20 protein-coding genes and 2 pseudogenes are annotated in these 22540 nt (G+C 65.1%); 21 read left to right on the top strand and 1 reads right to left on the bottom strand.

The features are described 5' to 3' along the window. Positions 1-28 precede the first annotated feature (28 nt). A complete protein-coding gene (locus ACSJDS_RS13595) occupies positions 29-706 on the bottom strand; it encodes a putative metalloprotease CJM1_0395 family protein (RefSeq protein WP_473033739.1) in 678 nt (225 codons plus the stop codon). A 96-nt stretch (positions 707-802) separates the two neighbouring features. Here ACSJDS_RS13595 and ACSJDS_RS13590 point away from each other — a divergent pair, with 96 nt between their 5' ends. The 21 genes and pseudogenes from ACSJDS_RS13590 to ACSJDS_RS13490 all read left to right on the top strand — a co-directional run bounded on the left by ACSJDS_RS13590 (position 803) and on the right by ACSJDS_RS13490 (position 22533). Continuing rightward, complete coding sequence (locus ACSJDS_RS13590; protein WP_473033738.1) at positions 803-1024, top strand: DUF2835 domain-containing protein; 222 nt, start codon at positions 803-805, stop codon at positions 1022-1024. Positions 1025-1208: 184 nt separating this feature from the next. Then, a complete protein-coding gene (locus tag ACSJDS_RS13585; protein WP_473033737.1) occupies positions 1209-2405 on the top strand; it encodes a GGDEF domain-containing protein in 1197 nt (398 codons plus the stop codon). 111 nt (positions 2406-2516) lie between these two features. Further along, the gene (locus ACSJDS_RS13580) at positions 2517-3743 is read left to right on the top strand and encodes a hypothetical protein (RefSeq protein WP_473033736.1); all 1227 of its coding nucleotides are present in this window, start codon (positions 2517-2519) and stop codon (positions 3741-3743) included. Further along, on the top strand, positions 3740-4660 hold the full coding sequence (locus tag ACSJDS_RS13575; RefSeq protein ID WP_473033735.1) for a GAF domain-containing protein: 921 nt from the start codon (positions 3740-3742) through the stop codon (positions 4658-4660). Before ACSJDS_RS13580 ends, ACSJDS_RS13575 begins: the two co-directional genes overlap by 4 nt. A 95-nt stretch (positions 4661-4755) precedes the next feature. Beyond that, positions 4756-5591: pseudogene (locus ACSJDS_RS13570) on the top strand (diguanylate cyclase domain-containing protein); the annotation flags it as partial. Between the two features lie 15 nt (positions 5592-5606). After that, on the top strand, positions 5607-6497 hold the full coding sequence (locus ACSJDS_RS13565; protein ID WP_473035035.1) for a putative bifunctional diguanylate cyclase/phosphodiesterase: 891 nt from the start codon (positions 5607-5609) through the stop codon (positions 6495-6497). A gap of 55 nt (positions 6498-6552) precedes the next feature. Then, on the top strand, positions 6553-8241 hold the full coding sequence (locus tag ACSJDS_RS13560) for an HD domain-containing phosphohydrolase (protein WP_473033734.1): 1689 nt from the start codon (positions 6553-6555) through the stop codon (positions 8239-8241). A gap of 279 nt (positions 8242-8520) precedes the next feature. After that, positions 8521-8943: a flagellar export chaperone FliS gene (fliS, locus tag ACSJDS_RS13555; protein WP_473033733.1), complete on the top strand. Its 423-nt coding sequence runs from the start codon at positions 8521-8523 to the stop codon at positions 8941-8943. Beyond that, a complete protein-coding gene (locus tag ACSJDS_RS13550; RefSeq protein ID WP_473033732.1) occupies positions 8944-9351 on the top strand; it encodes a flagellar protein FliT in 408 nt (135 codons plus the stop codon). After that, a complete protein-coding gene (gene fliK / locus ACSJDS_RS13545) occupies positions 9348-10790 on the top strand; it encodes a flagellar hook-length control protein FliK (RefSeq protein ID WP_473033731.1) in 1443 nt (480 codons plus the stop codon). The genes ACSJDS_RS13550 and fliK overlap by 4 nt, the downstream gene beginning before the upstream one ends. Then, on the top strand, positions 10777-11070 hold the full coding sequence (locus ACSJDS_RS13540) for an EscU/YscU/HrcU family type III secretion system export apparatus switch protein (RefSeq protein WP_473033729.1): 294 nt from the start codon (positions 10777-10779) through the stop codon (positions 11068-11070). The genes fliK and ACSJDS_RS13540 overlap by 14 nt, the downstream gene beginning before the upstream one ends. A 312-nt stretch (positions 11071-11382) precedes the next feature. After that, positions 11383-11709: a flagellar transcriptional regulator FlhD gene (gene flhD, locus ACSJDS_RS13535; protein ID WP_473033728.1), complete on the top strand. Its 327-nt coding sequence runs from the start codon at positions 11383-11385 to the stop codon at positions 11707-11709. A gap of 3 nt (positions 11710-11712) precedes the next feature. Further along, the gene (gene flhC / locus ACSJDS_RS13530; RefSeq protein WP_473033727.1) at positions 11713-12312 is read left to right on the top strand and encodes a flagellar transcriptional regulator FlhC; all 600 of its coding nucleotides are present in this window, start codon (positions 11713-11715) and stop codon (positions 12310-12312) included. A 179-nt stretch (positions 12313-12491) separates the two neighbouring features. Further along, on the top strand, positions 12492-13364 hold the full coding sequence (gene motA, locus ACSJDS_RS13525; RefSeq protein ID WP_473033726.1) for a flagellar motor stator protein MotA: 873 nt from the start codon (positions 12492-12494) through the stop codon (positions 13362-13364). Further along, a pseudogene (gene motB / locus ACSJDS_RS13520) lies at positions 13361-14306 on the top strand (flagellar motor protein MotB). Before motA ends, motB begins: the two are co-directional and overlap by 4 nt. Positions 14307-14347: 41 nt before the next feature. Then, positions 14348-16519 carry a chemotaxis protein CheA gene (gene cheA, locus ACSJDS_RS13515; RefSeq protein ID WP_473033725.1) on the top strand — a complete coding sequence of 724 codons (2172 nt, stop codon included), beginning with the start codon at positions 14348-14350 and terminating at the stop codon, positions 16517-16519. Then, positions 16516-17010, top strand: a complete 495-nt coding sequence (locus ACSJDS_RS13510; RefSeq protein ID WP_473033724.1) for a chemotaxis protein CheW — start codon at positions 16516-16518, stop codon at positions 17008-17010. Before cheA ends, ACSJDS_RS13510 begins: the two co-directional genes overlap by 4 nt. Before the next feature lie 90 nt (positions 17011-17100). Continuing rightward, positions 17101-18750, top strand: a complete 1650-nt coding sequence (locus ACSJDS_RS13505) for a methyl-accepting chemotaxis protein (RefSeq protein ID WP_473033722.1) — start codon at positions 17101-17103, stop codon at positions 18748-18750. A gap of 485 nt (positions 18751-19235) precedes the next feature. Continuing rightward, positions 19236-19562 (top strand): hypothetical protein, encoded by a 327-nt coding sequence (locus ACSJDS_RS13500; RefSeq protein WP_473033721.1) that lies wholly within the window; start codon positions 19236-19238, stop codon positions 19560-19562. Beyond that, positions 19511-20215: a methyl-accepting chemotaxis protein gene (locus ACSJDS_RS13495; RefSeq protein WP_473033720.1), complete on the top strand. Its 705-nt coding sequence runs from the start codon at positions 19511-19513 to the stop codon at positions 20213-20215. Before ACSJDS_RS13500 ends, ACSJDS_RS13495 begins: the two co-directional genes overlap by 52 nt. Positions 20216-20328: 113 nt before the next feature. Beyond that, the gene (locus ACSJDS_RS13490) at positions 20329-22533 is read left to right on the top strand and encodes a methyl-accepting chemotaxis protein (RefSeq protein ID WP_473033719.1); all 2205 of its coding nucleotides are present in this window, start codon (positions 20329-20331) and stop codon (positions 22531-22533) included. Positions 22534-22540 lie beyond the last annotated feature (7 nt).

Here is a 22540-nt window from a genome sequence, read left to right as displayed (position 1 = left end):
GGCTCCTAGCGCGAGCTGGCTGAACTCATCAACTGCGTAGCGAATCGCTGGCGCTGGCCTGGGCGGCTCGGGTCACGATGTCATAGCGGCTGAGTGACGGTGTGTCATCGACTGTTACGCTGCCGCTGTTCCCCTGGCCGGCCTCGCGGGCACGGTGCATGTCGTTGGCCTGCTGCGCCAGTTCCAGCTGGGCGGTCAGCAGGTACTGGCGTGCCTGGGCGGCGACCTGGTGATCCTTGGGCGAGGGGTCGGCGGGGGCCAGGGCGGCGCTGATGACCTGCTGCATCTTGTCGATGGTGGCGCGCGCATCGCCCGGTACCGGGCCGTAGTCGATGGGCACCTCGCCGGCTACGGCGTAGCGTTGGCCGTCCGGGCCGCGTTCGTACTGGTAGCTTGCCGCGCCGGTAGATCGGCCGCCGGCAATCTGGTGGGCCAGTTCGTGCTGGCGCACCTCTCGGTCGGTGGTTTTCAGCTCTTCGAGCAGGCGCAGCTCCTCCTCGCTCAAGGTTTCGCCGTTGGGCTTCTGTGCCGTATCACTCTTGGCCACCTTGCCTTGGGCGGCTTCCTCGCTGGCCGTGGCGGCACTGTCCGGCTTGCCAGGCTCGCCGATCTGACGCACGCCGTCGGCCTGATGCCCGGGCTGGTTGCTTGTCTGGGCAGGCGCAGGCGTGAAAGAGACGGGGCCGATAACGGTGGATGCAAACATGGCGGATTGTCCGGTGGTTCGAGCTGATGAGAGCCGGTGGCAAGGGCCTAATGGGGTAAAGTATTAGCCAACCTGCTGCCAACGACAAGTGTGCCCATGCCAACCATCGACGTGGTGATCGAGCTCTCTGCCGAGGCCTGCCTCGCGCACTACGAAGGGCGGGTCGGTCAGGTGCATACCCATAGCCTGGACGGCCGCCGGGTGATCTTTCCTGCCGAGGCGCTGCGCCGGGTGGTCACCCGCGAGGGCGTCCACGGTGTCTTTCGCCTGCGCTTTTCGCCGGAAGGGCGCTTCGAGTCGATTCAGCGGATCGGGTGATCCTTTTCGATGGGGATTTGGTTTAGATCAAGCCGGGAGGAGCAAGTCGCAGGCGGCTTTCTGGTAGGATGGGCGCCATAGGGACAGGGGTTGTGTTCATTCTTGGTGCCGACACTGATGCGGTGCCCGCCACGCGATAGGCCAAATTATGCCTGCAGGGGTGAAGCAAGGAAGCGCTGCGAGGGTGCAGCAGAGTCGTCAGCTGGATTCGCTGGCGGAGCCGCCGGAGGCGAGTCATGAGCTGTTCGTTGGGTTGAGTTCGCTGCGGGATACGCTGACCAGCCGCTACCACTCCCGCGATTTTGCCTTTGCCCATGCCTACTACTTGCGCAGCCGTGTGCTGGCGCTGGGTATCATCTTTGCTCTGCTGTCGCCGCTGTGGATCGTGGTGGACTCGCTGGTGCTGCCCGCCGAGCTGCTACGGTATACCCTGGTGGGGCGGGTGATATTGATGTTGGGGCTGGTGGCGGTGCTGCTGCTGGCCATGTTCAGTCGGGACAGAATTCGTCGTATCCGCCTCTGCGCTGGCATGTTGCTGGCGCTACCCGCCGCGTTTTACGTGTTGGTGCTGTTGATGCTGCCGGCCGGCGAAATTCGCAATCTGGTGGGTTACGGCTTCATTCCTTTCCTGCTGGTCGCTGCACTGAGCGTCTTTCCCTTTACCCTGCTCGAGTCGCTGCTGGCTGGCCTGGCCATGCTGGGGCTCCTGGCCTTCGCGCAGCTCCTCGAGGGCAGCTGGATGACCGGCAGGGGCGTGGAGGCCTTCTGGCTGCTCTCCAGCCTGCTGCTGGTCTCGCTGGCGGCCAATCATTTCCAGCTCAGCCTGCTGCTGCGCCTCTACCGCCAGGCGACCCATGATCCGCTCACCGGGCTGTTCAACCGCGGGGCCCTGGAGGTCCATCTTGGCAAGATACAAGCCTGGCAGCGGGAGATGGAGGGCGAGCAGCACTTAGGCGGAGCTCCCTGTTCGGTGCTGATGCTCGATCTCGATCACTTCAAGCAGATTAATGATCGCCACGGCCACTCCATCGGTGACTCGGTGCTGCGGCAGTTGGCGGCCATTCTCACCACCCAGACGCGCAAACAGGACTGTGCCGCTCGCTATGGGGGTGAGGAGTTCGTGGTCATCCTGCTGGGCAGCGATGCCGTTCGGGCGCAAGAGGTCGCCGAGCGGATCCGCTGCGCCGTGGCGCGCCATGAGTTCGTCGATCATGAGCAGCGCCGGGTACCGGTGACAACCAGCATCGGGGTCACCCAGCTGCTTCAGCACGAACCGCCCCAGGAGGCCCTCAAGCGAGCGGACCAGGCGCTGTATCAAGCCAAGCACCAGGGTCGCAATCGGGTTGTCAGTGCCGACAGACACCTAGCGACACCGGCCTGACCGAGGTCATTTTGGGCCGCTTGCCAGAGCGTGGCGATCTCGCCGGAGGCGCTCAAGTATCGCGACGTCACGCCGATACCGATACCACCAACAATTCTTAAAGGTGGCGGCATGCCAAACAGTACGCGTCAGATGGCGTTGCAGACCTGGCTGATCCTGGTGCCGGTGATGCTGATCGTCATGGGCGTGATCAACGGAGCGGCGGTGTGGCTCATGCCGGCGGACCTGCATCCTCCTGTGGTCAGCCTGCCGCTGATGGTGCTGGCGGGCGTCGGGCTGTTGGCCATGCTGATGGGGTGGCAGGGGCTTGCCTGGCTAAGCGCTGCTGCGCTGCTGCTGATGGGGCTGCATGGTCCGCTGCTGGCGCTCTTCCCCGACTCTCCACTGCAGTACTGGCCGCTACCCATGACCTCCGCCACCAGCGTGGTGGTGCTATTGCTCTCGCTTTGCCTGCTGCTTGGCGTAGGCTCGCCGCGGGCCAGGTTGATATGGCTGGTGGCGGGCCTGATCGTGACCCTGGTGGGCGGGCTCAGCGTGCTGGGCGAGCTGTGGCCCGGTGCCATTGGCACCAGCCCTTGGGGCAGTGCCTTCTCCTCCGCCTTTACCGCCTTGCCGGGCCTGCTGTGTGGTACTGCCATGCTGCTGCTGGCGCGCGGTCGCCCCTCGAACGCCGCCGCCGTGCAGCGGGCCATGGTGCTTTCGATGGCCGGCGGGGTGCTGGCCAGCGGCCTGGCCTGGTCGGCGTTGACCTGGCAGCAGCATGATGCCCAGCGCCGCCAGGCGGATCAGCTGCTGAGCAATTTCAAGGTGGCGGCCGAGCAGGCGATGGATGCTCGTCAGCTGCAGCTCGTGCGCATGGCCGAGCGCTGGGAACAGCTGGGCGGCTTGCCCGACCCAGCGTTTCGCGAGCTTGAGCTCGAGGCCATTTTTCGTGATACCCCCAGCCTGGTGGCCCTTCATTGGCAGGATGAGCAGGAGCGTTTTCGCTGGGGGCGCCAGCGTGGCGACTCGCCGAACCTGGCTGAGTGGCTCGACCGTGACGGCGGCTGGCTGCTGGATTGGCTGGCCGTTGGCGGCTCATATCCGCGCTGGGTGCTGCCGGACCCCGCACGCCCCAGTTTGGCGCTGGTAGCGGTGCCTCTGCCCGAACCGGCGGCGAGCCAGCTGGTGGCGGTGATCGATCTGGAAATGCTGCTCAGCGAGGATGTCCGCTCCATCGTGACGCCCCTGATATTGACCGTTCGCCACGGGGCAGGCCGGCTACTTACGAATAGCGAGGATCACGGCGAGCCTGGGCGGAGCTCGGCCGCGGGCTGCTGGTGCTGCCGGGCGGGATGACCCTGGAGACTCGTGGGCACGCGGTGGCCGCCGCGGCACCCAGCCTGGGCGGCCTGCTGCCGCTGGGCGTCGGGATCGGTGGGTTGACCTTGAGCTATCTGCTGGCGTTCAGTCTGGGGTTGGCGGGGGTCAGTACGCAGCGCTCCTTGACGCTTGCCATGACCCAGCGCCACCTCAGGGCGCAGCAGCGGGTACAGACCATGGTGGCCCAGGACAAGCCGCTGCCGGAGATCCTTCAGGCGATCTGTCGCCTGGTCGAAGCGCAGTCGCCGGGTGCGCTGTCATCGATCATGCTGGCCAGTCGCGATGGACAGCGTCTGGATCGGATCTTCAGCATCAGCCTGCCGAAGGCCTACCTGGAGGCGGTGAGTGGCGTGGATGTGCATCCCGAAGCGGGTGCCTGCGGGCGGGCGGCTCATACCCGTGACTTCGTGATCTGCCGTGACCTGGCGAGCGACCCGCTGTGGCGAGGATTCCATGACCTTACCGCGGCCCATGGGCTGTGGGCCTGCTGGTCCTACCCGGTGATCGCCAGCGACGGCCGACTGCTTGGCACCTTCGCCACTTACTTTCGCGAGCCGGGCGAACCCGACGCCAATGATCGGCGGCGCATTGTCGAGGCGGCCGAGCTGGTGGCGCTGGCGGTGGAACGGGAGCAGAACCGCCGCGCACTGCGCGAGAGCGAGCAGCGCTACCGTTCACTGTTTGCCTACCACCCGGATGCGGTGTTCTCCCTCGACCTGGAGGGGCACTTCCTCACCGCCAACTCGGCCTGCAGCGAGCTCACCGGCTATCCCCTCAAACGCCTGATCGGCATGCACTTCGGTTCCCTGATCGACACGGCAGACCGGCAGCGCATCGAGCAGCGCTTCCTGGCCGCCGGCCGGGCGAGGCGTTTCGCTATTCGCTGGAGGTGAGGCGCCGTGACGGGCGCAGCGTCTTCGTTGATCTCACCAACCTGCCCATCATCGTCGACGATCGCGTGATCGGCCTGTACGGCATCGCCAAGGATATGACCGAGCGCCATGAGCGAGAGACCGAGCTGCGCATCCTGCAGCGCAGCGTGGAGGCGAGCATCAACGGGGTGGTGATCGCCGATGCCCGCGAGCCGGGTATGCCGCTGATCTATGTCAACGAGTCCTTCGAGCGCATTACCGGCTATCGCCGCGACGAGGTACTGGGTCGCAGCTGTCGCCTGCTGCAGGGCAGCGAAACCGATCCCGCCGCCGTGCAGCAGCTTCGCGAGGCGCTCGCCCAGCGTCGCGAGATCAACGTCACCCTGCTGAACTATCGCAAGGATGGCTCGCCGTTCTGGAACAACCTCTTTCTGGCGCCGGTGCGTGATGGCGTGGGCGTGGTGACGCACTTCGTGGGGGTGCAGCACGATATCTCCGAGCGCAAGGCCTACGAGGCCAAGCTGGCGTTTCATGCCAGCCACGACGCCCTGACCGGGCTTGCCAACCGCTCGCTGTTCGAGGATCACCTGATCCACGACGTGCAGCTGGCGCAGCGTCATGACGGCTGCCTGGCGGTACTGTTCGTCGACCTGGATGATTTCAAGCCGATCAACGACAGCCTGGGCCACGAGATCGGCGACCAGGTGCTGATCCAGGTGGCGCGGCGGCTGGGCGATGAGCTGAGCCCCGGCGATACTCTGGCGCGCTTCGGGGGGATGAGTTCCTGGTTCTGCTGCCGGAGCTTCGCCAGGAGGACGACGCGCTGTCGTTGGCCGAGCGGTTGCTGACCTGTATCTCCCGTCCCTATCGCGTGCAGGAACACGAGCTCTACCTGAGTGCCAGCGTGGGCGTGGCCTTCCTGCGCGAGGAGTTGGCCAACCCGGTAGCGTTGATCCAGCAGGCGGACATGGCCATGTATCGGGCCAAGCAGAAGGGGCGCAACGCCTGGGAGTGCTTCACCGGCGAGATCAACGATGAGGTGAGCTCGCGCATGGCGCTGCGCAACGACCTTCAGGAGGCCATCGAAGCGGGCAGCTTCGAGCTGCACTATCAGCCGCTGCTGAATGCCGATGACGGCAGCGTGGCGGGCTTCGAGGCGCTGGTGCGCTGGAAGCATCCGCAGCACGGCTATCTCTCGCCGGGGCTTTTCATCCCGCTGGCCGAGGATACCGGGCAGATCGTGCTGATCAGTGAGTGGGTGCTGCGCCAGGCCTGTCGTGACATGCGCCGGCTCGAGGCCGAGGGCCTGGGGCGCTATCGGGTTTCGGTGAATCTCTCGCCGCTGCAGTTCCATCGCCCCCATTTTCTTGCCAATCTGCAGCAGGCGCTGCAGGAGACCGGGCTTGATCCCGAGTGCCTGGAGCTGGAGCTCACCGAAGGTATCCTGATGAACGATACCGATGCCGCCATCGAGACGCTCAGGGCGCTGCGTGAGATGGGCGTCGAGGTCTCCATCGACGACTTCGGGACCGGGTATTCCAGTCTCAGCTACCTCAAGCAGCTACCGATCGGCAAGATCAAGATCGATCGCAGCTTCATTCGCGACGTGACTACCAGTCCCCATGACAGCGCCATCGTCCAAGGGATCATCTCCATGGCGCACCACCTTGGGCTCGAGGTCGTGGCGGAGGGGATCGAAGAGGTGCAGCAGCGCGACTATCTGGCGGCCCACGGCTGCGATGTGTTCCAGGGGTTCTATTTTGCCCGACCGATGCCGCTGGAGCAGCTGTCGCGCTTTCTGGTCGAGCGGCGTCCGGCGAGGGGCATTAAAGTGAGTCAGGCGACGGCCGATAGATAGGCTGCGAATTGAATGAGCGGTCAGGCTTGCCTGATCCGACGTGGATGAGACCAGGATGGCGCAGGTGCAAGACGATTTTATCCGGGTGACCAGCCCCGCGGAGATTGAATCCCTGCTGGATCTGATGATTGAGTCGGGCGGGGCTTCGCTGCTGCTCGACAAGCCCGAAGCGACGCCGCTCCCGGTGCTGCTCATGGAGCAGGAGACCGGCGAGTCGCTGGTGGTGGATATCACCGCGGTGCGGGAGGTCGCCGGTGAGATCAAGCGCGGTCTTGGCTTTCGCCTGCTGGGGCAGGTGCAGGGCAAGATGGTGCGTACCCCGCCCATCAAGGCGCTGGAGACACAGGCGGCGGATAGTCGGGTCACCTGTCACTGTGAGTATCCCCGCTATCTCGAGGAGTTGCAGCGCAGGGAGTCCTTCCGGGCCCGGCTGCGCCTGGGCATGGAGGTGGGAGCCATCGTGCGGGCCGACGATGAGGCCACGGTACAGGGCGATCTCCTCGATCTTTCCCAGGAGGGCTGCCAGCTCGAGCTGCCGGCGTCGGTGGCCGGGCTGCTCTCCAGTGCGCCGCACCCGCTGGAGGTCGAGCTTTGCTTTCCCAACGGTACGCGCTTTACCGTCAAGGCGTCGCCGCGGCACCAGAGCGTGAACACCGAGCGCCAGACCATGCGGGTCGGGTTTCGCTTTGAAGGGCGGACCGCCGACCAGGAGCGCAAGCTCTGGTTCTTCGTGCGGGAGATCGAGCGTGAGGCCTCGCGTCATGCCGACGAGGGCAGCACGGGGCGTCTGCCCTCGATGTTGTTTCAGGCTCAGGCCCAGGCCGTCTCGGCGCCATCGGTGGGGCGCCGCAACATGCTGGTTTACCCAACGCCCATGGCGCGTCGCCTGGCAAGGGTGGCCGGCTATCTGGATGCCCAGCTGCTTGAGCTGCAGGAGGAGGGCGACGTCGACCCGGTGCAACTCTCTCGGCATGCCGATTTTCTCCTGATGCTGGCCGACGAGGACATCGAAGCGCTGCTGTTCGCCACCCGCTGTCTGCAGCGCGAGCCGCTGCTGGTGCGCCACGGGCTTGCCGTGGCCGTGCATTTGCTGGCGCTGGCTGGCGGCAGTTCGGTACCGCGCGACGTGCGCAAGGCGGTGGCTGCCTGCGCCATGATCCACGATCTGGGCAAGGGCTGCCTTCCGGCTTCGCTGCTGACGGCCAAGGCGCTTTCTCCGGCCGAGTACAACCAGCTCAAAGGGCATGTGCCCGCCGTGCTGGAGCGTCTGACCCGCTGCCATTGGCTGTCCGCCAGCGTCGCCAAGTCGGTGGTGGGGGGCATCAACGAGCGCCTGGACGGCAGCGGCTATCCCCAGGGGGCGAGCAGTGAGCAGCTGCACGAACTCTCGCGGATGAGCGCGGTGGTCGATGTGGTCGATGCCCTGCGTCGCGATCGACCGGATCGCCCGGCCTGGCGGATCGACGCCGTTTACCGTCACTTGCTCAAGGCGCCCGGCCAGTTCGACCCGCGCTGGGTCAAGCGCTATATCCAGCGCTTCGGGCTGCGCCCGATCGGGTCGCTGGTGCGCTTCGCCGGAGGTGACATGGCATGGATCCAGCGCCTGGATCAGCAGGGGCGGCCCTTCCAGGTGCAGCTCACCGATACCGTCGAGCCGCCGGGCGAGGCCCTTGGCGAGGTGATACGCGGCGACGTGGTGGCCCGCCTCGGCGAGCCGGTGGAGGAACTGGCGGTCTCTACCTGAGCGCCCCGCTTGGTCGGCAGGCTTCAGCGAGCGGTTGGGTAGCGCTGGGTGCGACTTCGTCGAACCGAAGGACGCTCCCTCCACAAAGCCGTTTCACGCTCAGCGGCGGAGCGCCTAAAGTTGCTGTCTGTGGTGCCGATATAGGGAAATACCTCCTTGGCGGCGGTCTTTTCAACCAAACCAACGGCTGCAGGCCTGTCAGACTGCGCAAGGCCAAGGCAAGCGGCGGGGCACGTTACCGGCCTCGCCTCGGCAAGACACTAGAGGAGAGCAAGCGCCATGACTGCAATGCGAGGAGCCGCTGCCTATGGCGGCCGTGGTGCCGGGGCCTATGCCCGGGTGGGTGTCGAAAGTGCCACCATGTCGGCCAGCCCCCATCAGCTGATCGTGATGCTGTTCGACGGCGCCCAGGCGTCAATTCGCGCGGCACGCATTCACATGCAGGCGGGCAATACCGCCGAGAAGGGCAAGCAGATCTCCAAGGCATTGGATATCGTCAACAATGGCCTGATGGCCGCGCTGGATAGCGAAAAGGGCGGCGAGATCGCCGAGCGCCTGGCGTCGCTCTATGACTACATTGCCCGGCTGCTGCTGGCTGCTAACCTGCATGATGATCATGAGAGTCTCGATCAGGCCGAACGGCTCCTCGAGGACATTGCCTCGGCGTGGCGTGACATCGGCAGTGCCGGAACACAGGGCTGAATGACCATGGCGACAGCGGGCGGTCAGCAGAGCGTCATCGAGGCCTATGAGCGTCTGCGACAGCAGGCCGCTCGTATGCGGGAGCTGGCCCAGGCGGGTGACTGGGATGCACTCCTTGACTCTCAGGCCGACTACCTGCGGCAGGTCGATCGGCTGCGTCGACTCGACGTCGACGTGGCGCTGGATGTCGACGGCATGACCCGCAAGGGGGAGCTGCTCGAGGCGATCCTCGACGATGATCTGCAGGTTCGCCAACAGCTGATGGCGCGCCGCGACGAACTCGGCGAGCTGCTGACAGCGTCGCGACGCCAGCGTCAGATGCATCGCGCCTATGGTCGGCAAGCCGCGTCTGCGCTGGAGCACGGTGGCGTGGACCCTTCCGATCCGGCCGGTAAGCGAGAGCCGTGAGTGGCATCACCCCTCTGATCGATACCCTGCTCCACCAGGTGCTGGGCAAGCGGGTCGATGTGCCGCGGGCGCGGGATCTCAACGAGCCGGTGCGCCCCGTCGATGCGGGGGAGGGGCCCAAGGCCTTGCACAGTGATTCGCGTCTGGACGGCCGACGGTCCGCCTCGGCGCCCTTGACCGGCAGCGCGCCCGCTGGTCAGCGTGGCGAGGCAGCGAGCACGCCCGCAGCCCCCGCCGACCCGGCGCGACCGCACTCCTTTCAGACGCATTTCAGCCCTTCGGCCCGCACCATTGCCGACTTGTTGGTGCGCTTTCCGGCGCCGCCCTCGGTGCTGAGCACCAGCGCCCCTCTGATGGGCGCCGAGGAGCCGCCCAGCGCCACGACTCTGGCTAGCCGCTTGCAGGCCGGCGTGCGCGATAGCGGGCTCTTCTATGAGTCGCATCTGTCGCGCTGGTACCGGGGAGAGATGTCGCGCCAGCAGCTCGAGAGCGAACCACAGATGTGGCGAACTCAGCGCTTTACCCCTGCCGCGGCGAGTCTGGCTGAGCGAGCGGCCCTCCGTGCGGCGGCTTCGCCGGCTTCCAGCACGACCGCCGCGCCGGGCTCGGGGGCGGCGCCCGGCCTGGCCGCTGCTTCCGCGGCCCACGCCGCGGCGCCAGCGACAGGCTCGACGCCGCAGGGCAGCCCTACATCTAGTCCCATGCCAGGCGCGGCCGGGGCGCCGCTCCAGGGGTCGCCGCTCCAAGGGGCTGCCGCCCAGGCGGGCGGGGCCACGCCCACGGTAGCCAGTCAGGGTGCCGGCTCTTATGCGGCGACCGGGGCGCTGCTGCCGTCGGGTAGCGGTGGCACAGAGGGCATGGCGCCGCGTGACAGCGCCGCGGCCGCGCCGCTGCGTGCGACGCCCGGCCAGGCTCAGGGTGGCCCGGGTGTCCAGGGGGGCAGTGAGGCGGCAGGAGCGGCTTCGCGGGATGCCGCCGAGCTCGCCGCGCGGTCGCGTCCCGCTGGCGGGGAGCCGGTACATGAAAGCCTTCATGGGGTGGTTCGGCATCAGCTCGAGATGCTGGTATCCCCGGTGCTGCGCTGGGAGGGGGATGTTTGGTCGGGCATCTTCATGGCGCTGATGGTGCAGCTGCCGTCCTCGGCGCAGCGTGATGGCGGCGAGGCTCAGGGGGAGCAGGAGCAGGCGTCGGCGGATCAGGATGTTTGGCACTCCGAATTGACGCTGCAAGTGCCGCGCCTGGGCGACATTCGGGTGATGATGTGGCTCCGCGATGCCGACGTCAGGCTGGAGCTGTCCGCCGCCGACGAGGCGGCGCTGATCGCACTGCGCGACGGTGTGCCTCGTCTCGAACAGCGGCTGAGGGCGGCCGGCATGGGGAGTGTCGTTGTCGAGGCGCGCCCGCTGAACGAAGAGGGGATGGGCGATGCCGGAGCGTGATACTGAGCGACGCCGTCAGGCAGTCGCCCTGGCCTACCGCGATGGCGACGATGCGCCGCGGGTGCTGGCCAAGGGCTATGGCGATATGGCCGAGCGCATTCTTGCCGAGGCCCGACGTCAAGGGATCTATGTGCACGATGCCCCGGAGCTGGTTGGTCTGCTGATGGGGCTTGACCTGGATGAGCGGATCCCTCCGGCGCTATACCAGGTCATTGCCGAGCTGCTGGTATGGGTCTACGAGCTTTCGGAGGCGCAGTCGGATAGCGGCTTTGGTGAGTAAATGTAATTTTTTGTTATGAAGTGCGCCGCTTCTCTGTGGATTTTGTAGTTGTCAAGCGCAGTGCCGTGGGCTTTTGTCCCGCAGGCCAAGGGCTTAGAAAACTCATGAAAAAGTATTGACTTGCATCATGCGAAGGTAGGATCGAGCGTGATGCCGTGTCTGTTGGCAAGGAGGCTGCCAAGTCGGAGAATGTAGGCGCTTGTTAGGCGATGTGTGGGGAGTGTGTCGGCGCTGCCGCATGCTGTCTGCCATACGTCTAGCGGAACGCAAAAAAATAAGGACACGCAGCCTTTGCGTGCAGGGAACATCATCATGACCAACATGCATCACCTGGAGGAAATCCAGGAGCTCAATCTCGCCTATTTGTTGCTGGCTCAGCGTTTGCTCAACGAAGACCGCTGCGCTGCCCAGTTTCGCCTCAAGATCAATGATGAGATGGCGGACCTGCTGCAGTCGCTGGGTGCCGCCCAGCTGGCTCAGCTGGCTCGCAGCAATCAGCTGCTCTGTCACTTCGGCTATGACGAAGCGGAGCAGCTGCGGCAGGTCGTCGAAAACCCCCGCGACAACGGTCTTTCTCGGTTCCATGCCTCGCTGCTGATGGCGGGGCGGAGCGGTGAGCAGTCAGTCGTGGAGGGGTAGGGCATGACACAGAAAAGCCTGATCGCTGAAATGCAGCAGGTGCAGCTTGCCATCGAGCTGATCGAGCTGGGAGCGCGTCTCCAGGTGCTGGAGACCGAGACCGATCTCAGTCGGGCCCGCTTGATAAGGCTGTTCAAGGAGGTGCGGGGAATGTCGCCGCCCAAGGGCATGCTGCCGTTCTCCACCGACTGGTTCATTACCTGGTTGCCCAATGTGCATGCGTCCTTGTTCTACAACATTTACCGGCGCTTGATGAAGGATCAGGGGTGCGAGCGGATGCGCGCCTTCGTGACCGCGTATCGTCTTTACGGTGAGCAGGTGGCCATCGATGGTGTGGAGCCGGTGCTGGGGTTGACCCGGGCCTGGACCTTGATCCGCTTCTTCGAGAGCGACCTGTTGCAGCTTTCCACCTGCCATCAGTGTGGTGGCCATTTCGTTGCCCACGCGCATACGCCGGATCACGACTACGTGTGCGGAATCTGCATGCCGCCCTCCCGTGCGGGCAAGACGCGCAAGCGCCGCGAGCGCGAAGCGAAGCGTCGCGAGTTGGGCGCTGGCGGGGTCGTGGTGCCGGAAGTGGCGGCGCGACGTAGCGGCACCTGAGCGAATTCGGGGCGCGGTGTTGCATCGAGCCATGGCGCTGCCCCGTCCCGGCCTTTGGCTGGGGCGGGGCTTCTTTCGTCCATTTTTTCACTCATTTTTTCGTATCCGGGCTCAAGTCGGCGTGTCTCCGGCCGATAGCTCGGGTATCGATAAGTCGCGTCCATGAAAGGATATCGGTTGTGCTGATTCTGGTTGGCTATATCGTCGTCATACTCTGTGTATTTGGCGGCTTCGTTCTGGCGGGGGGCTTTCTTGGGCCGCTCTACCAGCCCACCGAGCTGCTGATGATCGGCGGTGCCGGGGTGGGCGCCTTCATCGCTGCCAACAACGGCAAGGCGATCAAGGCCACCTTCAAGGTGTTTTCCAAGCTCAAGCGCACCAAGAAGTACAACAAGACCATGTACCTGGAGTTGCTGGCGGTGCAGTACAAACTGCTCAGCAAGATTCGCCGCGAGGGCATGCTGGGCATCGAGCGCGACATCGACAGCCCTCAGGAGAGCGCGCTCTTTCAGGAGCACCCCCTGGTGCTGGCCGACCCCATGGTGATGAACTTCCTGACCGACTATCTGCGCCTGATGGTCAGCGGGGGCATGGATCCCATGGAGATCGACGAGCTGATGCTCCATGAGATCGAGACCTTCGAGAAGGAGGCGCATATCCCCGCCGACGCCATCGCCAAGGTGGGCGATGCCATGCCGGCGTTTGGCATCGTGGCCGCGGTGATGGGGGTGGTCAAGGCGCTGACCTATGCCGATGCCGGTCCCGACCAGATGGGCGAGATGATCGCCCATGCCCTGGTGGGCACCTTTTTGGGGATTCTGATGGGCTACGGTTTCATCAATCCGGTGGCCAGCAGCATCGAACGCCAGATCAAGGAGGCCGAGAAGATGCTGCAGTGCATGCGTATTACCCTGCTGGCCAGCCTGCACGGCTATGCGCCGCAGCTGGCGGTGGAGTTCGGCCGCAAGGCGCTGTTCACCGAGGAGCGCCCCGGGTTCACCGAGCTCGAGGAGTACGTGCGTAACGCCAAGACGGGTGCTGTCGGCGAATGAGTGAGAGCGGTGGCAAGCGTCCGATCGTCATTCGGCGCAAGAAGGTGGTGCACGCCCATCACGGCGGCAGCTGGAAGATCGCCCTGGCCGACTTCATGACCGCGCTGATGGCGCTGTTTCTGGTCATGTGGATTCTCTCGGTGGCCACCGAGGAGCAGCGCCAGGGCGTGTCAGAGTACTTCAGCACGCCGCTGGTGAGTGCGATCAGCGGCGGCGATCGTGCCGGCAGCACCCAGGTGATTCCCGGCGGTGGACCGGACCCGGCTCACAGCGACGGCGAGCGGGCAAGGGTGGATACCCGTCAGTTCAGTCGCCCCAGCGAGCAGCAGCGGCGCTTCTTCACCGATCTGCAGCGGCGCATCGAGACAGCCATCGAAGCCGACCCGGAGCTGCGTGAGCTGCGTCAGCAGATGCGCTTCGACCTGACCCAGGAGGGGCTGCGCATCCAGCTGCTCGATACCGAGCAGCGCCCATGTTCGATGTTGGCAGCGACCGAGTCGAGCCCTACATGCGCAACCTGCTGCGTACCATTGCGCCGCTGCTCAACGAGCTGCCCAACTACCTGAGCATCAGCGGCCATACCGACAGCCGCCCCTTCATCGGCGGCTACCGCGGCTACAGCAACTGGGAGCTTTCCAGCGACCGCGCCAACGCCTCGCGTCGTGAACTGGTGGCCGGCGGGCTCGAGCCCCAAAGCTGCTGCGGGTCTCGGGGCTGGCCGACCGGGTGGTGCTGCCGGATACCGATCCGCGGGATGCGATCAACCGGCGCATCGAGCTGCTGGTGCTGCTGCCTGATGTGGCCGACTACATTCGTCGCCCCAGCCTGCTCGGCGGGCCCGGTGTGCCAAGCCCCATGAGCCTGCGCCTGGAGAGCGAGGTGGAGCTGGCGCCGGTGCAACAGTTTACGGAAAGCTTACAGCGTTCGCTGCGTGCCCAGTGAGCGTGACTTGGAACCCAATCTGACACCAGGTGGTAATGCGCATGGATATCACGGACTTCTATGAGACGTTCTTCGAGGAAGCCGAGGAGCTGCTGGCCGATATGGAGCGTCACCTCCTGGAACTGGACGTAGACGAGCCGGATATCGAGCAGCTCAACGCGATCTTCCGCGCGGCCCACTCGATCAAGGGCGGAGCGGGAACCTTCGGGTTCGACGTGCTGCAGAAGACCACGCACCTCTTCGAGAACCTGCTGGACCATGCCCGCAAGGGAGAATTGGCCCTGCGCAGCGATATCGTCGACACCTTTCTGGAAACCAAGGATATGCTCAGCGATCAGTTGGACGCCTACCGCAACGGCGAAGCGCCCGATCAGGAGGCCTTCGAGCGCATCTGCCGCACCCTTCAGCAGCTGGCGCTGGAGGAAATCGGCCAGGATCTGGAGGGCGGGCCTGCCCCTGCCGCACCGGCGCCCGAACCTGAACCCACGCCGGCGCCTGAATCCTCCGGTGGGGAAGAGGCAGCGGCCCCGGCATCCGATGACGCCGGGGCACGGCGCGTGGTCGCCCTGCTGGGCGTCGCCGACAAGGACCGCGAGCTGCTGGTGGAGGAGCTGGGTCAGCTTGGCGAGGTGATCGAGCAGCGCGGCGACCAGACCCGCTATGAGGTGGTGCTGGAGTCGACCATCAGCAATGACGACATCGAGGCGGTGATGTGCTTCATCGTCGATGCTGACCAGCTGGAGATCAGCGCCCAGGCCGCGCCTAAAGCGGACGAGCCGACGGCCAAGCCGGATGCCGACAAGTCCGAGCCGTCGCAAAACGCCGACGCCAAGGCGCAGGGCGAGTCGCCGGCCCCGTCTCAGCAGGACACGCCTCAGCAGGCGTCCTCCAAGCAAGACGCCTCCGAACAGAAGGCACCGGCCGGCAAACCCAAGGCCAAGCCGAAGAGCAAGGCCAAGGCCGGGGGCAGCGAGAGCTCCTCGATCCGCGTCTCGGTCGATAAGGTCGACCAGATCATCAACCTGGTGGGCGAGCTGATCATCACCCAGTCGATGCTCGACCAGACCGTCAGTGAGCTGGATGGCCCGGCCAACGGCAGCCTGGTCAACGGCATGAGCCTGTTGCAGCGCAACGCGCGAGACCTGCAGGAAGCCGTGATGTCCATCCGCATGATCCCCATGGATTTCGTCTTCAGCCGCTTTCCCCGGGTGGTGCGGGAGACCGCCGGCAAGCTGGGCAAGGATATCGAGCTGGTCACCGAGGGCGAGTCCACCGAGCTCGACAAGAGCCTGACCGAGCGGATCATCGACCCGCTGACTCACCTGGTGCGCAACAGCCTCGACCACGGCATCGAGATGCCCGACGACCGCGAGGCGGCCGGCAAGTCGCGTACCGGCAAGCTGACGCTTTCGGCCAAGCATCAGGGCGGCAACATCATCATCGAGGTGATCGACGACGGCGCCGGGCTGAATCGCGACAAGCTCCTTTCCAAGGCGCGCGAGAACGGCCTGAGTGTCTCCGACACCATGAGCGATGACGAAGTGTGGCAGTTGATCTTCGCCCCGGGCTTCTCCACCGCCAAGGCGGTGACCGACGTTTCCGGTCGCGGCGTAGGCATGGACGTGGTCAAGCGAAACATCCAGGGCATGGGCGGTCACGTGGTGATCAAGTCCCAGCCCGGTGAAGGCACGACCATTCGCATCGTGCTGCCGCTGACCCTGGCGATTCTCGACGGCATGTCGATCAAGGTCGGCGATGAGATGTTCATCCTGCCGCTGTCGGCGGTGCTCGAGTCGCTGCAGCCCGCCAAGGAGGATCTCTATGCCATGGCCGGCGATGACGTGGTTCTCAAGGTACGCGACGAGTATCTGCCGGTGGTGGCTGTCCACGAGGCGCTGGACGTAGCCAATGCCAAGACCGAGCTGACCGAGACCATCGCGGTCATCGTGCAGGGCGAGGGGCGTCGCTACGCCCTGCTGGTGGACGACCTGGTGGGTCAGCAGCAGGTCGTGGTGAAAAACCTGGAAACCAACTATCGCAAGGTCCCCGGGGTATCGGCGGCGACCATCCTGGGGGATGGCAGCGTGGCGCTGATCCTGGATATCACCGGCCTGCATGCGCTGAGCCGGGCCAAGAAGGAAGCGCGCCGCCCTGCGCGGGACGCCCAGTCACTCGAAGCCTTTTCTGTCAATGAGCTGGAGACATCATCATGAATCAGACTCCCGAAGCGGCCATGGCCGCCGCCGAAGCCCACAACCGTGAGTTCCTGGTGTTTTCCCTGGGCGACGAGGAGTACGCGGTGGATATCCTCAAGGTGCAGGAGATCCGCGGCTACGAGAATGTCACGCGTATCGCCAACGCGCCGGAGTTCATCAAGGGCGTGACCAACCTGCGCGGGGTGATCGTGCCGATCGTCGATCTGCGCATCAAGTTCCACCTCGACAAGGTGGAGTATGGCGGCCAGACGGTGGTGATCGTGGTCAACGTCGAGGATCGCGTGGTGGGCATCGTGGTCGATGGCGTCTCCGATGTCATGACCCTGTCCCCGGATCAGATCAAGCCGGCGCCGGAGTTCGGGGTGACGCTCTCCTCTGACTTCCTCAGCGGGCTCGGCAGCCTGGAGGACCGCATGCTGGTGATCGTCGATATCGACAAGCTGCTGACCAGCGATGAGATGGCGCTCGTCGAGCGCGTGGCCGAATAAGGCCCTTGGCCGAGGTCAAGTCGCTTTAGCCAGAACCGATATACAATAATCTGGCTTCTTGCTTTAAAGCCAATGGGATCAGGGTGTTGCATGCTCAGACTGTCGACGATGCAGAAACTGTGGGGGTCTTTCGGGTTCATCTGGTTGGCGATGATCCTGCTGGTGGCCTGGGGAGCCTGGGAAAACCGGCAGATCATGCTCGATGAGCGCAAGGGCGCGCTGCGCGACTATATGGACATGGCCCTCAACGCCGTTGAGGGTCAGGCCCAGCGCGCCGCCGCAGGCGAGGTCGACGAGCAGGAGGCGCGCACCCTGGCCGCCGCCACCGTGCGTGACATGGTATATGACGAGGGGCGTGGGTATTTCTTCGTCTTCAATGACGATTTCGAGCTTCTCGCTCACCCCCGGCTGCCTGAAGGCACCTATGTCGGCGACTTCGAGAACGACGAGGGGCGTCGGCTCTTTCATGAATTCATCGAGTCGGTGCACCACGACGATGGCTTCGTCGATTACCTCTGGGCCCACGAGTCGGATGGGGAGCTGACGCCCAAGTCCTCCTACAACGCGGAATTCGCGCCCTGGGGGTGGTACCTGGGCACCGGCGTCTATATCGATGACGTCAATCAGGAGTTTCTCTCGACGCTGATCTGGAGCCTGGTGCGCCTGGTCGGCGTGGGTCTGCCGCTGACGCTGCTGATCGCCGGTGTGTTTCGCAACATCTCCCGGCAGCTGGGCGGCGAGCCCCATCGTGCCGCCGCGTTCGTTGGACACATCGCCGATGGCGACCTGACCCCGGAGGTGGCGCTGCGCAAGGGCGATCAAAGCAGCCTGCTCTATCATATCGACCGCATGCGTGGCTCGCTTGCCGCTACCATCGGCGAGATCAATCGTCGCGCCGAGGAGGTGGATCACGAAGTGGACAGCATCGTCGGCGTCAACGACGAGCTGGCGACCCGTACCGAGCAGCAGGCCGCTTCGCTGGAGGAGACCGCCTCGAGCATGGAGGAGCTGACGCAAACGGTGCGGCAGAACGCCGAGCATGCCGATCAGGCCCGCGAGCTGGCTGGCACCACCGAGCGCAGCGCCCAGCAGGGCAGTCAGTCGATGGAGAGCGTCATCGAGGCGATGTCGAGCATCAACGACAGCGCCGTGCAGATGACCAGCATCGTCGACACCATCGAATCCATCGCCTTCCAGACCAACATCCTGGCGCTCAACGCCTCGGTGGAGGCGGCCCGGGCCGGGGAACACGGGCGCGGTTTTGCCGTGGTGGCCGAGGAGGTGCGCAAGCTGGCCAGCCGCAGCTCGGAAGCGGCCCAGGAGATCAAGGCGTTGATCGAAGAGTCCGACAGCCAGGTAAGCCAGGGTAGTCAACTGGTGCGCGAGACCGGCGAGGTGATTCAGGGCATGGTGCGCGACATCACCCAGCTCAGCACCCTGGTGGCCGAGATCTCGTCGGCCTCAGTGGAGCAGAGCAGCGGCATCGAGCAGGTCAACCTCGCCGTCACCCAGATGGACCAGATGACCCAGCAAAACGCTCAGCTGGTTCAGTCCAGCAACACCGCGACCCAACGGCTGCGTGCCCAGAGCCGCGAATTGGTCCACCAGGTGGCGCACTTCCGCACGTCAGGACGGTCGAGCGCGCCAACTGCCGCGGATCCGCGGCCGCTTTCCCTGCCCCGGCAGGCACCGGACAGCGAGTGGTCACAGGATGCGCGGCGTGAGCCCGTGGATGCGTGAGGCCGAACAGGCGGCCGGCGGTCACCGACTGCCGGCGGGTCGACAATAACGATCAGGCGGCTTGCCTGGCGATCATGAGGGAACGACGTGAAGCTTATCAATAACATGACCGTGAGACTCAGCTGGAGCCTGGTGCTGGTCTTCTTTGCCGGCATGCTGGTGGTGCTCGGCGGCCTGGGGCTCTACGCTCTGCATCTGGGCACCACCGCGGTGGCGGAGATCGCCCCTCAGGCCGGCGAGAGCGGAACGGCCCTGTCGCAATCGTTCGTGTCCCAGGCCGGCTGGATGCGCCTGGTCATCGTTGCTGTGCTGATCGGCTCGGCCCTGGTCATGGCGGTGGTGATGTGGGGGATTACCGTCAATGTGCTCAAGCCGCTGGCGCGCCTGGTGGGGTACTTCGAAGGGTTGGCCCAGGGGGATCTCCGCAGCCCGTCGAAAAACGCGGCAACAATGAGATCGGGCGGCTGTTCAACTCGCTGGCCCACATGCAGGAGGGCCTCTCCGGCACCGTGGGGACGGTGCGTCGCAGCAGCGAGGGTATCTATCACGGCGCCCAGGACATCGCCCAGGGCAACAACGAGCTATCCTCGCGTACCGAGCAGCAGGCGGCCTCGCTGGCCGAGACCGCCTCGAGCATGGAGCAGCTCGCTTCCACCGTCGAGCAGAATGCCGACAACGCGCGCCAGGCGACGCAGCTGGCGGCCGAGGCGTCGCGCACCGCCGAGCAGGGGGAGAGGTGGTCGGCGAGGTGGTCACCACCATGCACGAGATCAGTGCCAGCTCGCACCAGATGTCGGACATCATCGGTGTGATCGACACCATTGCCTTCCAGACCAATATCCTGGCACTCAATGCCTCGGTGGAGGCCGCTCGCGCCGGCGAGCATGGCCGCGGCTTCGCCGTGGTGGCCCAGGAGGTGCGAAGCCTTGCCGGTCGCAGCGCTTCGGCGGCGGGGGAGATTCGAGAGCTGATCCAGACGTCGCTGAACCGGGTCGACGCCGGCACCGAGAGAGTCGACCAGGCGGGCAAGACCATGGGCGAGATTGTCGCCGCGGTGCAGCGGGTCAGCGACATCATGGACGAGATCGCTTCGGCTTCCCAGGAGCAGAGCAACGGCATCGGCCAGGTCAATCAGGCGGTGACCCAGATGGATCAGGTTACCCAGCAGAACGCTGCGCTGGTGCAGCAGGCGGCGACCGCCGCCACTCAGCTCGAGGCCGAGGCGGGCCATCTTCGCGAAGCCGTGCTGCGCTTCCAGCTCGCCGGCCACGCTCAGGCGTCGGGGGATGCCAAGGTGGCAGGCGAAGCGCCGCGCCCCTCACCGCTTCCGGTGCCCGCTAGCGACCCCAAGCCTGGCTCTCGCCAGGCAACGGCCGCGTCGCCGCCCGCTGGCACGCAAGGGGCGAGATCAGCCGACTCGCGCCGCAGCGAGACCAGCGAAGAGGAGGAGTGGGCGTCCTTCTAGAGGACCCCTCGTCGTCGCATCAAACACAACAACACGGTCGTTTGCCGCCCCCTGACGCGCAGCATGGCTCGTGTTCGCGGGGAACGACTCAGCTGTAAGGGAGCCATAACGCCATGCGCGATAATCAGCCGGTGACGCAGCGTGAATACTCAATGAGTGATGAGCACTTGCTGATCACTCGGACCGACCTCAAGGGGCGCATCACCTACGTCAATAACGATTTCATCGAGGTCAGCGGGTACCGCCGCGATGAGCTGATGGGCGCGCCCCATAATCTCATCCGCCACCCCGATATGCCGGAGGAGGCCTTTGCCGACCTGTGGCGGACTATCCAAGATGGGGAGAGTTGGCGTGGCCTGGTCAAGAATCGCCGCAAGGATGGCGATCATTACTGGGTCGACGCCACGGTCACGCCGATCATGGAGGATGGGCAGTGTCAGGGCTACACCTCGGTGCGCGTCAAGGCAGAGCCCGAGGCGATTCGGCGGGCAGACCAGCGCTATCAAGCGCTGCGCAATGGCAAGGGAAGTCGTTTCACCCTGCGTCGTGGACGCATTGTGCGGCGCGGCGTGGTAGGGCGTTTGGCGCGCTTCAACCTGAGCACCATTCGGGCCAAGTTGGTGATGCTCACCTGCTCGGCCCTGCTGCTGTTGACGGTCAGCGGGGCGGTTGGACTGTACGGGCTTCAAGTATCCGGCGAGCGGGTGGCGGAGCTGAACCGTGACGGCCTGCAGGATGTGATTCGCCTGCAACAGATCGACCAGCTGATCAGCGAGGGGCCCCAACGCCTGGCATCGGACCAGCGTATGGAGCTGCTTAATCAGCGCGAGGCCATTGCCGAACGGCTAGGCGACATCGGCGAAAGCCTTGGGGGGCTTTGGTCGGAGTACCAGGCGCGCGAGGTCAATCGCACCGAGGTCGCCGCGGAGTTCGATGCCCGGCTTGCTGGCTATCTGCAGGATCATCTGACGCCCATGGCCGAGGCCCTGGGAGCGCCTGAGGCCTATGATGCCATGATGGCCCTCAATAACGACGCCGCCGCCCTGCGTGAAGAGGCGGGATCGCTCTCGGGTCTGGTCAATCAGCTGGTGGAGCAGCAGCGCTTATCGGCGCTCTCCATGGCCGAGGCGGCCGAACAGGGACAGCGGCAAATGCTGGTCGGTCAGGCCAGCTTCCTCGCGTTCGGCTTTTTGCTGCTGCTGATCATCAGCGTGTGGATCATGAGGGCGATCACTATCCCGCTGCGCCGGGCGATGAATGTCACGCTCCAGATCGCCTCCGGCAACCTGGCCACGCGGGTTCCGGCCATGAAGCAGGACGAAGTGGGGCGGCTGATGAGTGCAATTGGCATCATGCGCCACAGTCTTTATCTCACGACTCAGACAATCAAAGAGGGCGTGGATATCGTCACGCCGGCCAGCGGGTCCATTGCCAAGGGCAACGAAGACCTCTCGGCGCGCACCGAGCAGCAGGCGGCGTCTCTGCAGCAGACCGCCTCGAGCATGGAAGAGATGACCACCACTGTGCAGCAGAACACCGACAATGCCCGACAGGCCAGCGGCCTGGCATTGGACAATGCCAATCGGGTGCGTGAGACCGGCGACCTGATGCAGGAGGTGGTGCAGAGCATGGAGCGGATCACTGCCAGCTCGCGTAAGATGACCGATATCATCAACACCATCGACGCCATCGCTTTCCAGACCAATATCCTGGCCCTCAACGCCTCGGTGGAGGCGGCAAGGGCCGGCGAGCAGGGCCGTGGCTTTGCTGTGGTGGCGGGCGAGGTGCGCAATCTGGCCGGCCGCAGCGCGGATGCCGCCAAGGAGATTCGCGGCCTGATCGCTACCTCCAACGGCGAGATCGAGAGCGGCGCCGCCCAGGTGCAGCAGGCCGAGGGGGCGATGAGTGAGGTGGTGGCCGCCTCGCAGCGGGTCAACGACATCATGGGTGAGATCACCGCGGCTTCCGAAGAGCAGAGCGGTGGTATTGGCCAGATCAACCAGGCGATCACCGAGATGGATCAGGTGACCCAGCAGAACGCTGCCCGGGTGCAGCAGACGGCCTCTGCGGCCGCCGAGCTTCAGACCCAGGCCGAGCGGCTGGCCCGCGAGATCGGGGTCTACCGCCTGAGCGGGGCAGGCGCGGAGACAGTGGAACCCTTGGGTGAGCGTCGCGGCGAAGCCGAACCACCCGCGGCGCTGACGAGGCAGCGTGATCCGCTACCCGCTGCGCGCTCGCGCAACGACGTCGCCAAGCGTGACGAAAAGGCTGAAGCCGATCAGAGAACGGCAGTCGAAGAGGAGTGGGAAACATTTTGAGCGAGCC

The sequence above is a fragment of the Halomonas sp. SL18_1 genome, assembly GCF_055755715.1.
This window is presented reverse-complemented; position numbering and strand designations above follow the sequence as displayed.

Excerpts from the sequence above, each read along its gene's own strand:
- ACSJDS_RS13595 (WP_473033739.1), bottom strand. The coding sequence starts at position 706 with ATGTTTGCATCCACCGTTATCGGCCCCGTCTCTTTCACGCCTGCGCCT.
- ACSJDS_RS13590 (WP_473033738.1), top strand. The coding sequence starts at position 803 with ATGCCAACCATCGACGTGGTGATCGAGCTCTCTGCCGAGGCCTGCCTC.
- ACSJDS_RS13580 (WP_473033736.1), top strand. The coding sequence starts at position 2,517 with ATGCCAAACAGTACGCGTCAGATGGCGTTGCAGACCTGGCTGATCCTG.
- ACSJDS_RS13575 (WP_473033735.1), top strand. The coding sequence starts at position 3,740 with ATGACCCTGGAGACTCGTGGGCACGCGGTGGCCGCCGCGGCACCCAGC.
- ACSJDS_RS13565 (WP_473035035.1), top strand. The coding sequence starts at position 5,607 with ATGGCCATGTATCGGGCCAAGCAGAAGGGGCGCAACGCCTGGGAGTGC.
- ACSJDS_RS13560 (WP_473033734.1), top strand. The coding sequence starts at position 6,553 with ATGGCGCAGGTGCAAGACGATTTTATCCGGGTGACCAGCCCCGCGGAG.
- fliS (WP_473033733.1), top strand. The coding sequence starts at position 8,521 with ATGACTGCAATGCGAGGAGCCGCTGCCTATGGCGGCCGTGGTGCCGGG.
- ACSJDS_RS13550 (WP_473033732.1), top strand. The coding sequence starts at position 8,944 with ATGACCATGGCGACAGCGGGCGGTCAGCAGAGCGTCATCGAGGCCTAT.
- ACSJDS_RS13540 (WP_473033729.1), top strand. The coding sequence starts at position 10,777 with ATGCCGGAGCGTGATACTGAGCGACGCCGTCAGGCAGTCGCCCTGGCC.
- flhD (WP_473033728.1), top strand. The coding sequence starts at position 11,383 with ATGACCAACATGCATCACCTGGAGGAAATCCAGGAGCTCAATCTCGCC.
- flhC (WP_473033727.1), top strand. The coding sequence starts at position 11,713 with ATGACACAGAAAAGCCTGATCGCTGAAATGCAGCAGGTGCAGCTTGCC.
- cheA (WP_473033725.1), top strand. The coding sequence starts at position 14,348 with ATGGATATCACGGACTTCTATGAGACGTTCTTCGAGGAAGCCGAGGAG.
- ACSJDS_RS13510 (WP_473033724.1), top strand. The coding sequence starts at position 16,516 with ATGAATCAGACTCCCGAAGCGGCCATGGCCGCCGCCGAAGCCCACAAC.
- ACSJDS_RS13505 (WP_473033722.1), top strand. The coding sequence starts at position 17,101 with ATGCTCAGACTGTCGACGATGCAGAAACTGTGGGGGTCTTTCGGGTTC.
- ACSJDS_RS13500 (WP_473033721.1), top strand. The coding sequence starts at position 19,236 with ATGCAGGAGGGCCTCTCCGGCACCGTGGGGACGGTGCGTCGCAGCAGC.
- ACSJDS_RS13495 (WP_473033720.1), top strand. The coding sequence starts at position 19,511 with ATGCACGAGATCAGTGCCAGCTCGCACCAGATGTCGGACATCATCGGT.
- ACSJDS_RS13490 (WP_473033719.1), top strand. The coding sequence starts at position 20,329 with ATGCGCGATAATCAGCCGGTGACGCAGCGTGAATACTCAATGAGTGAT.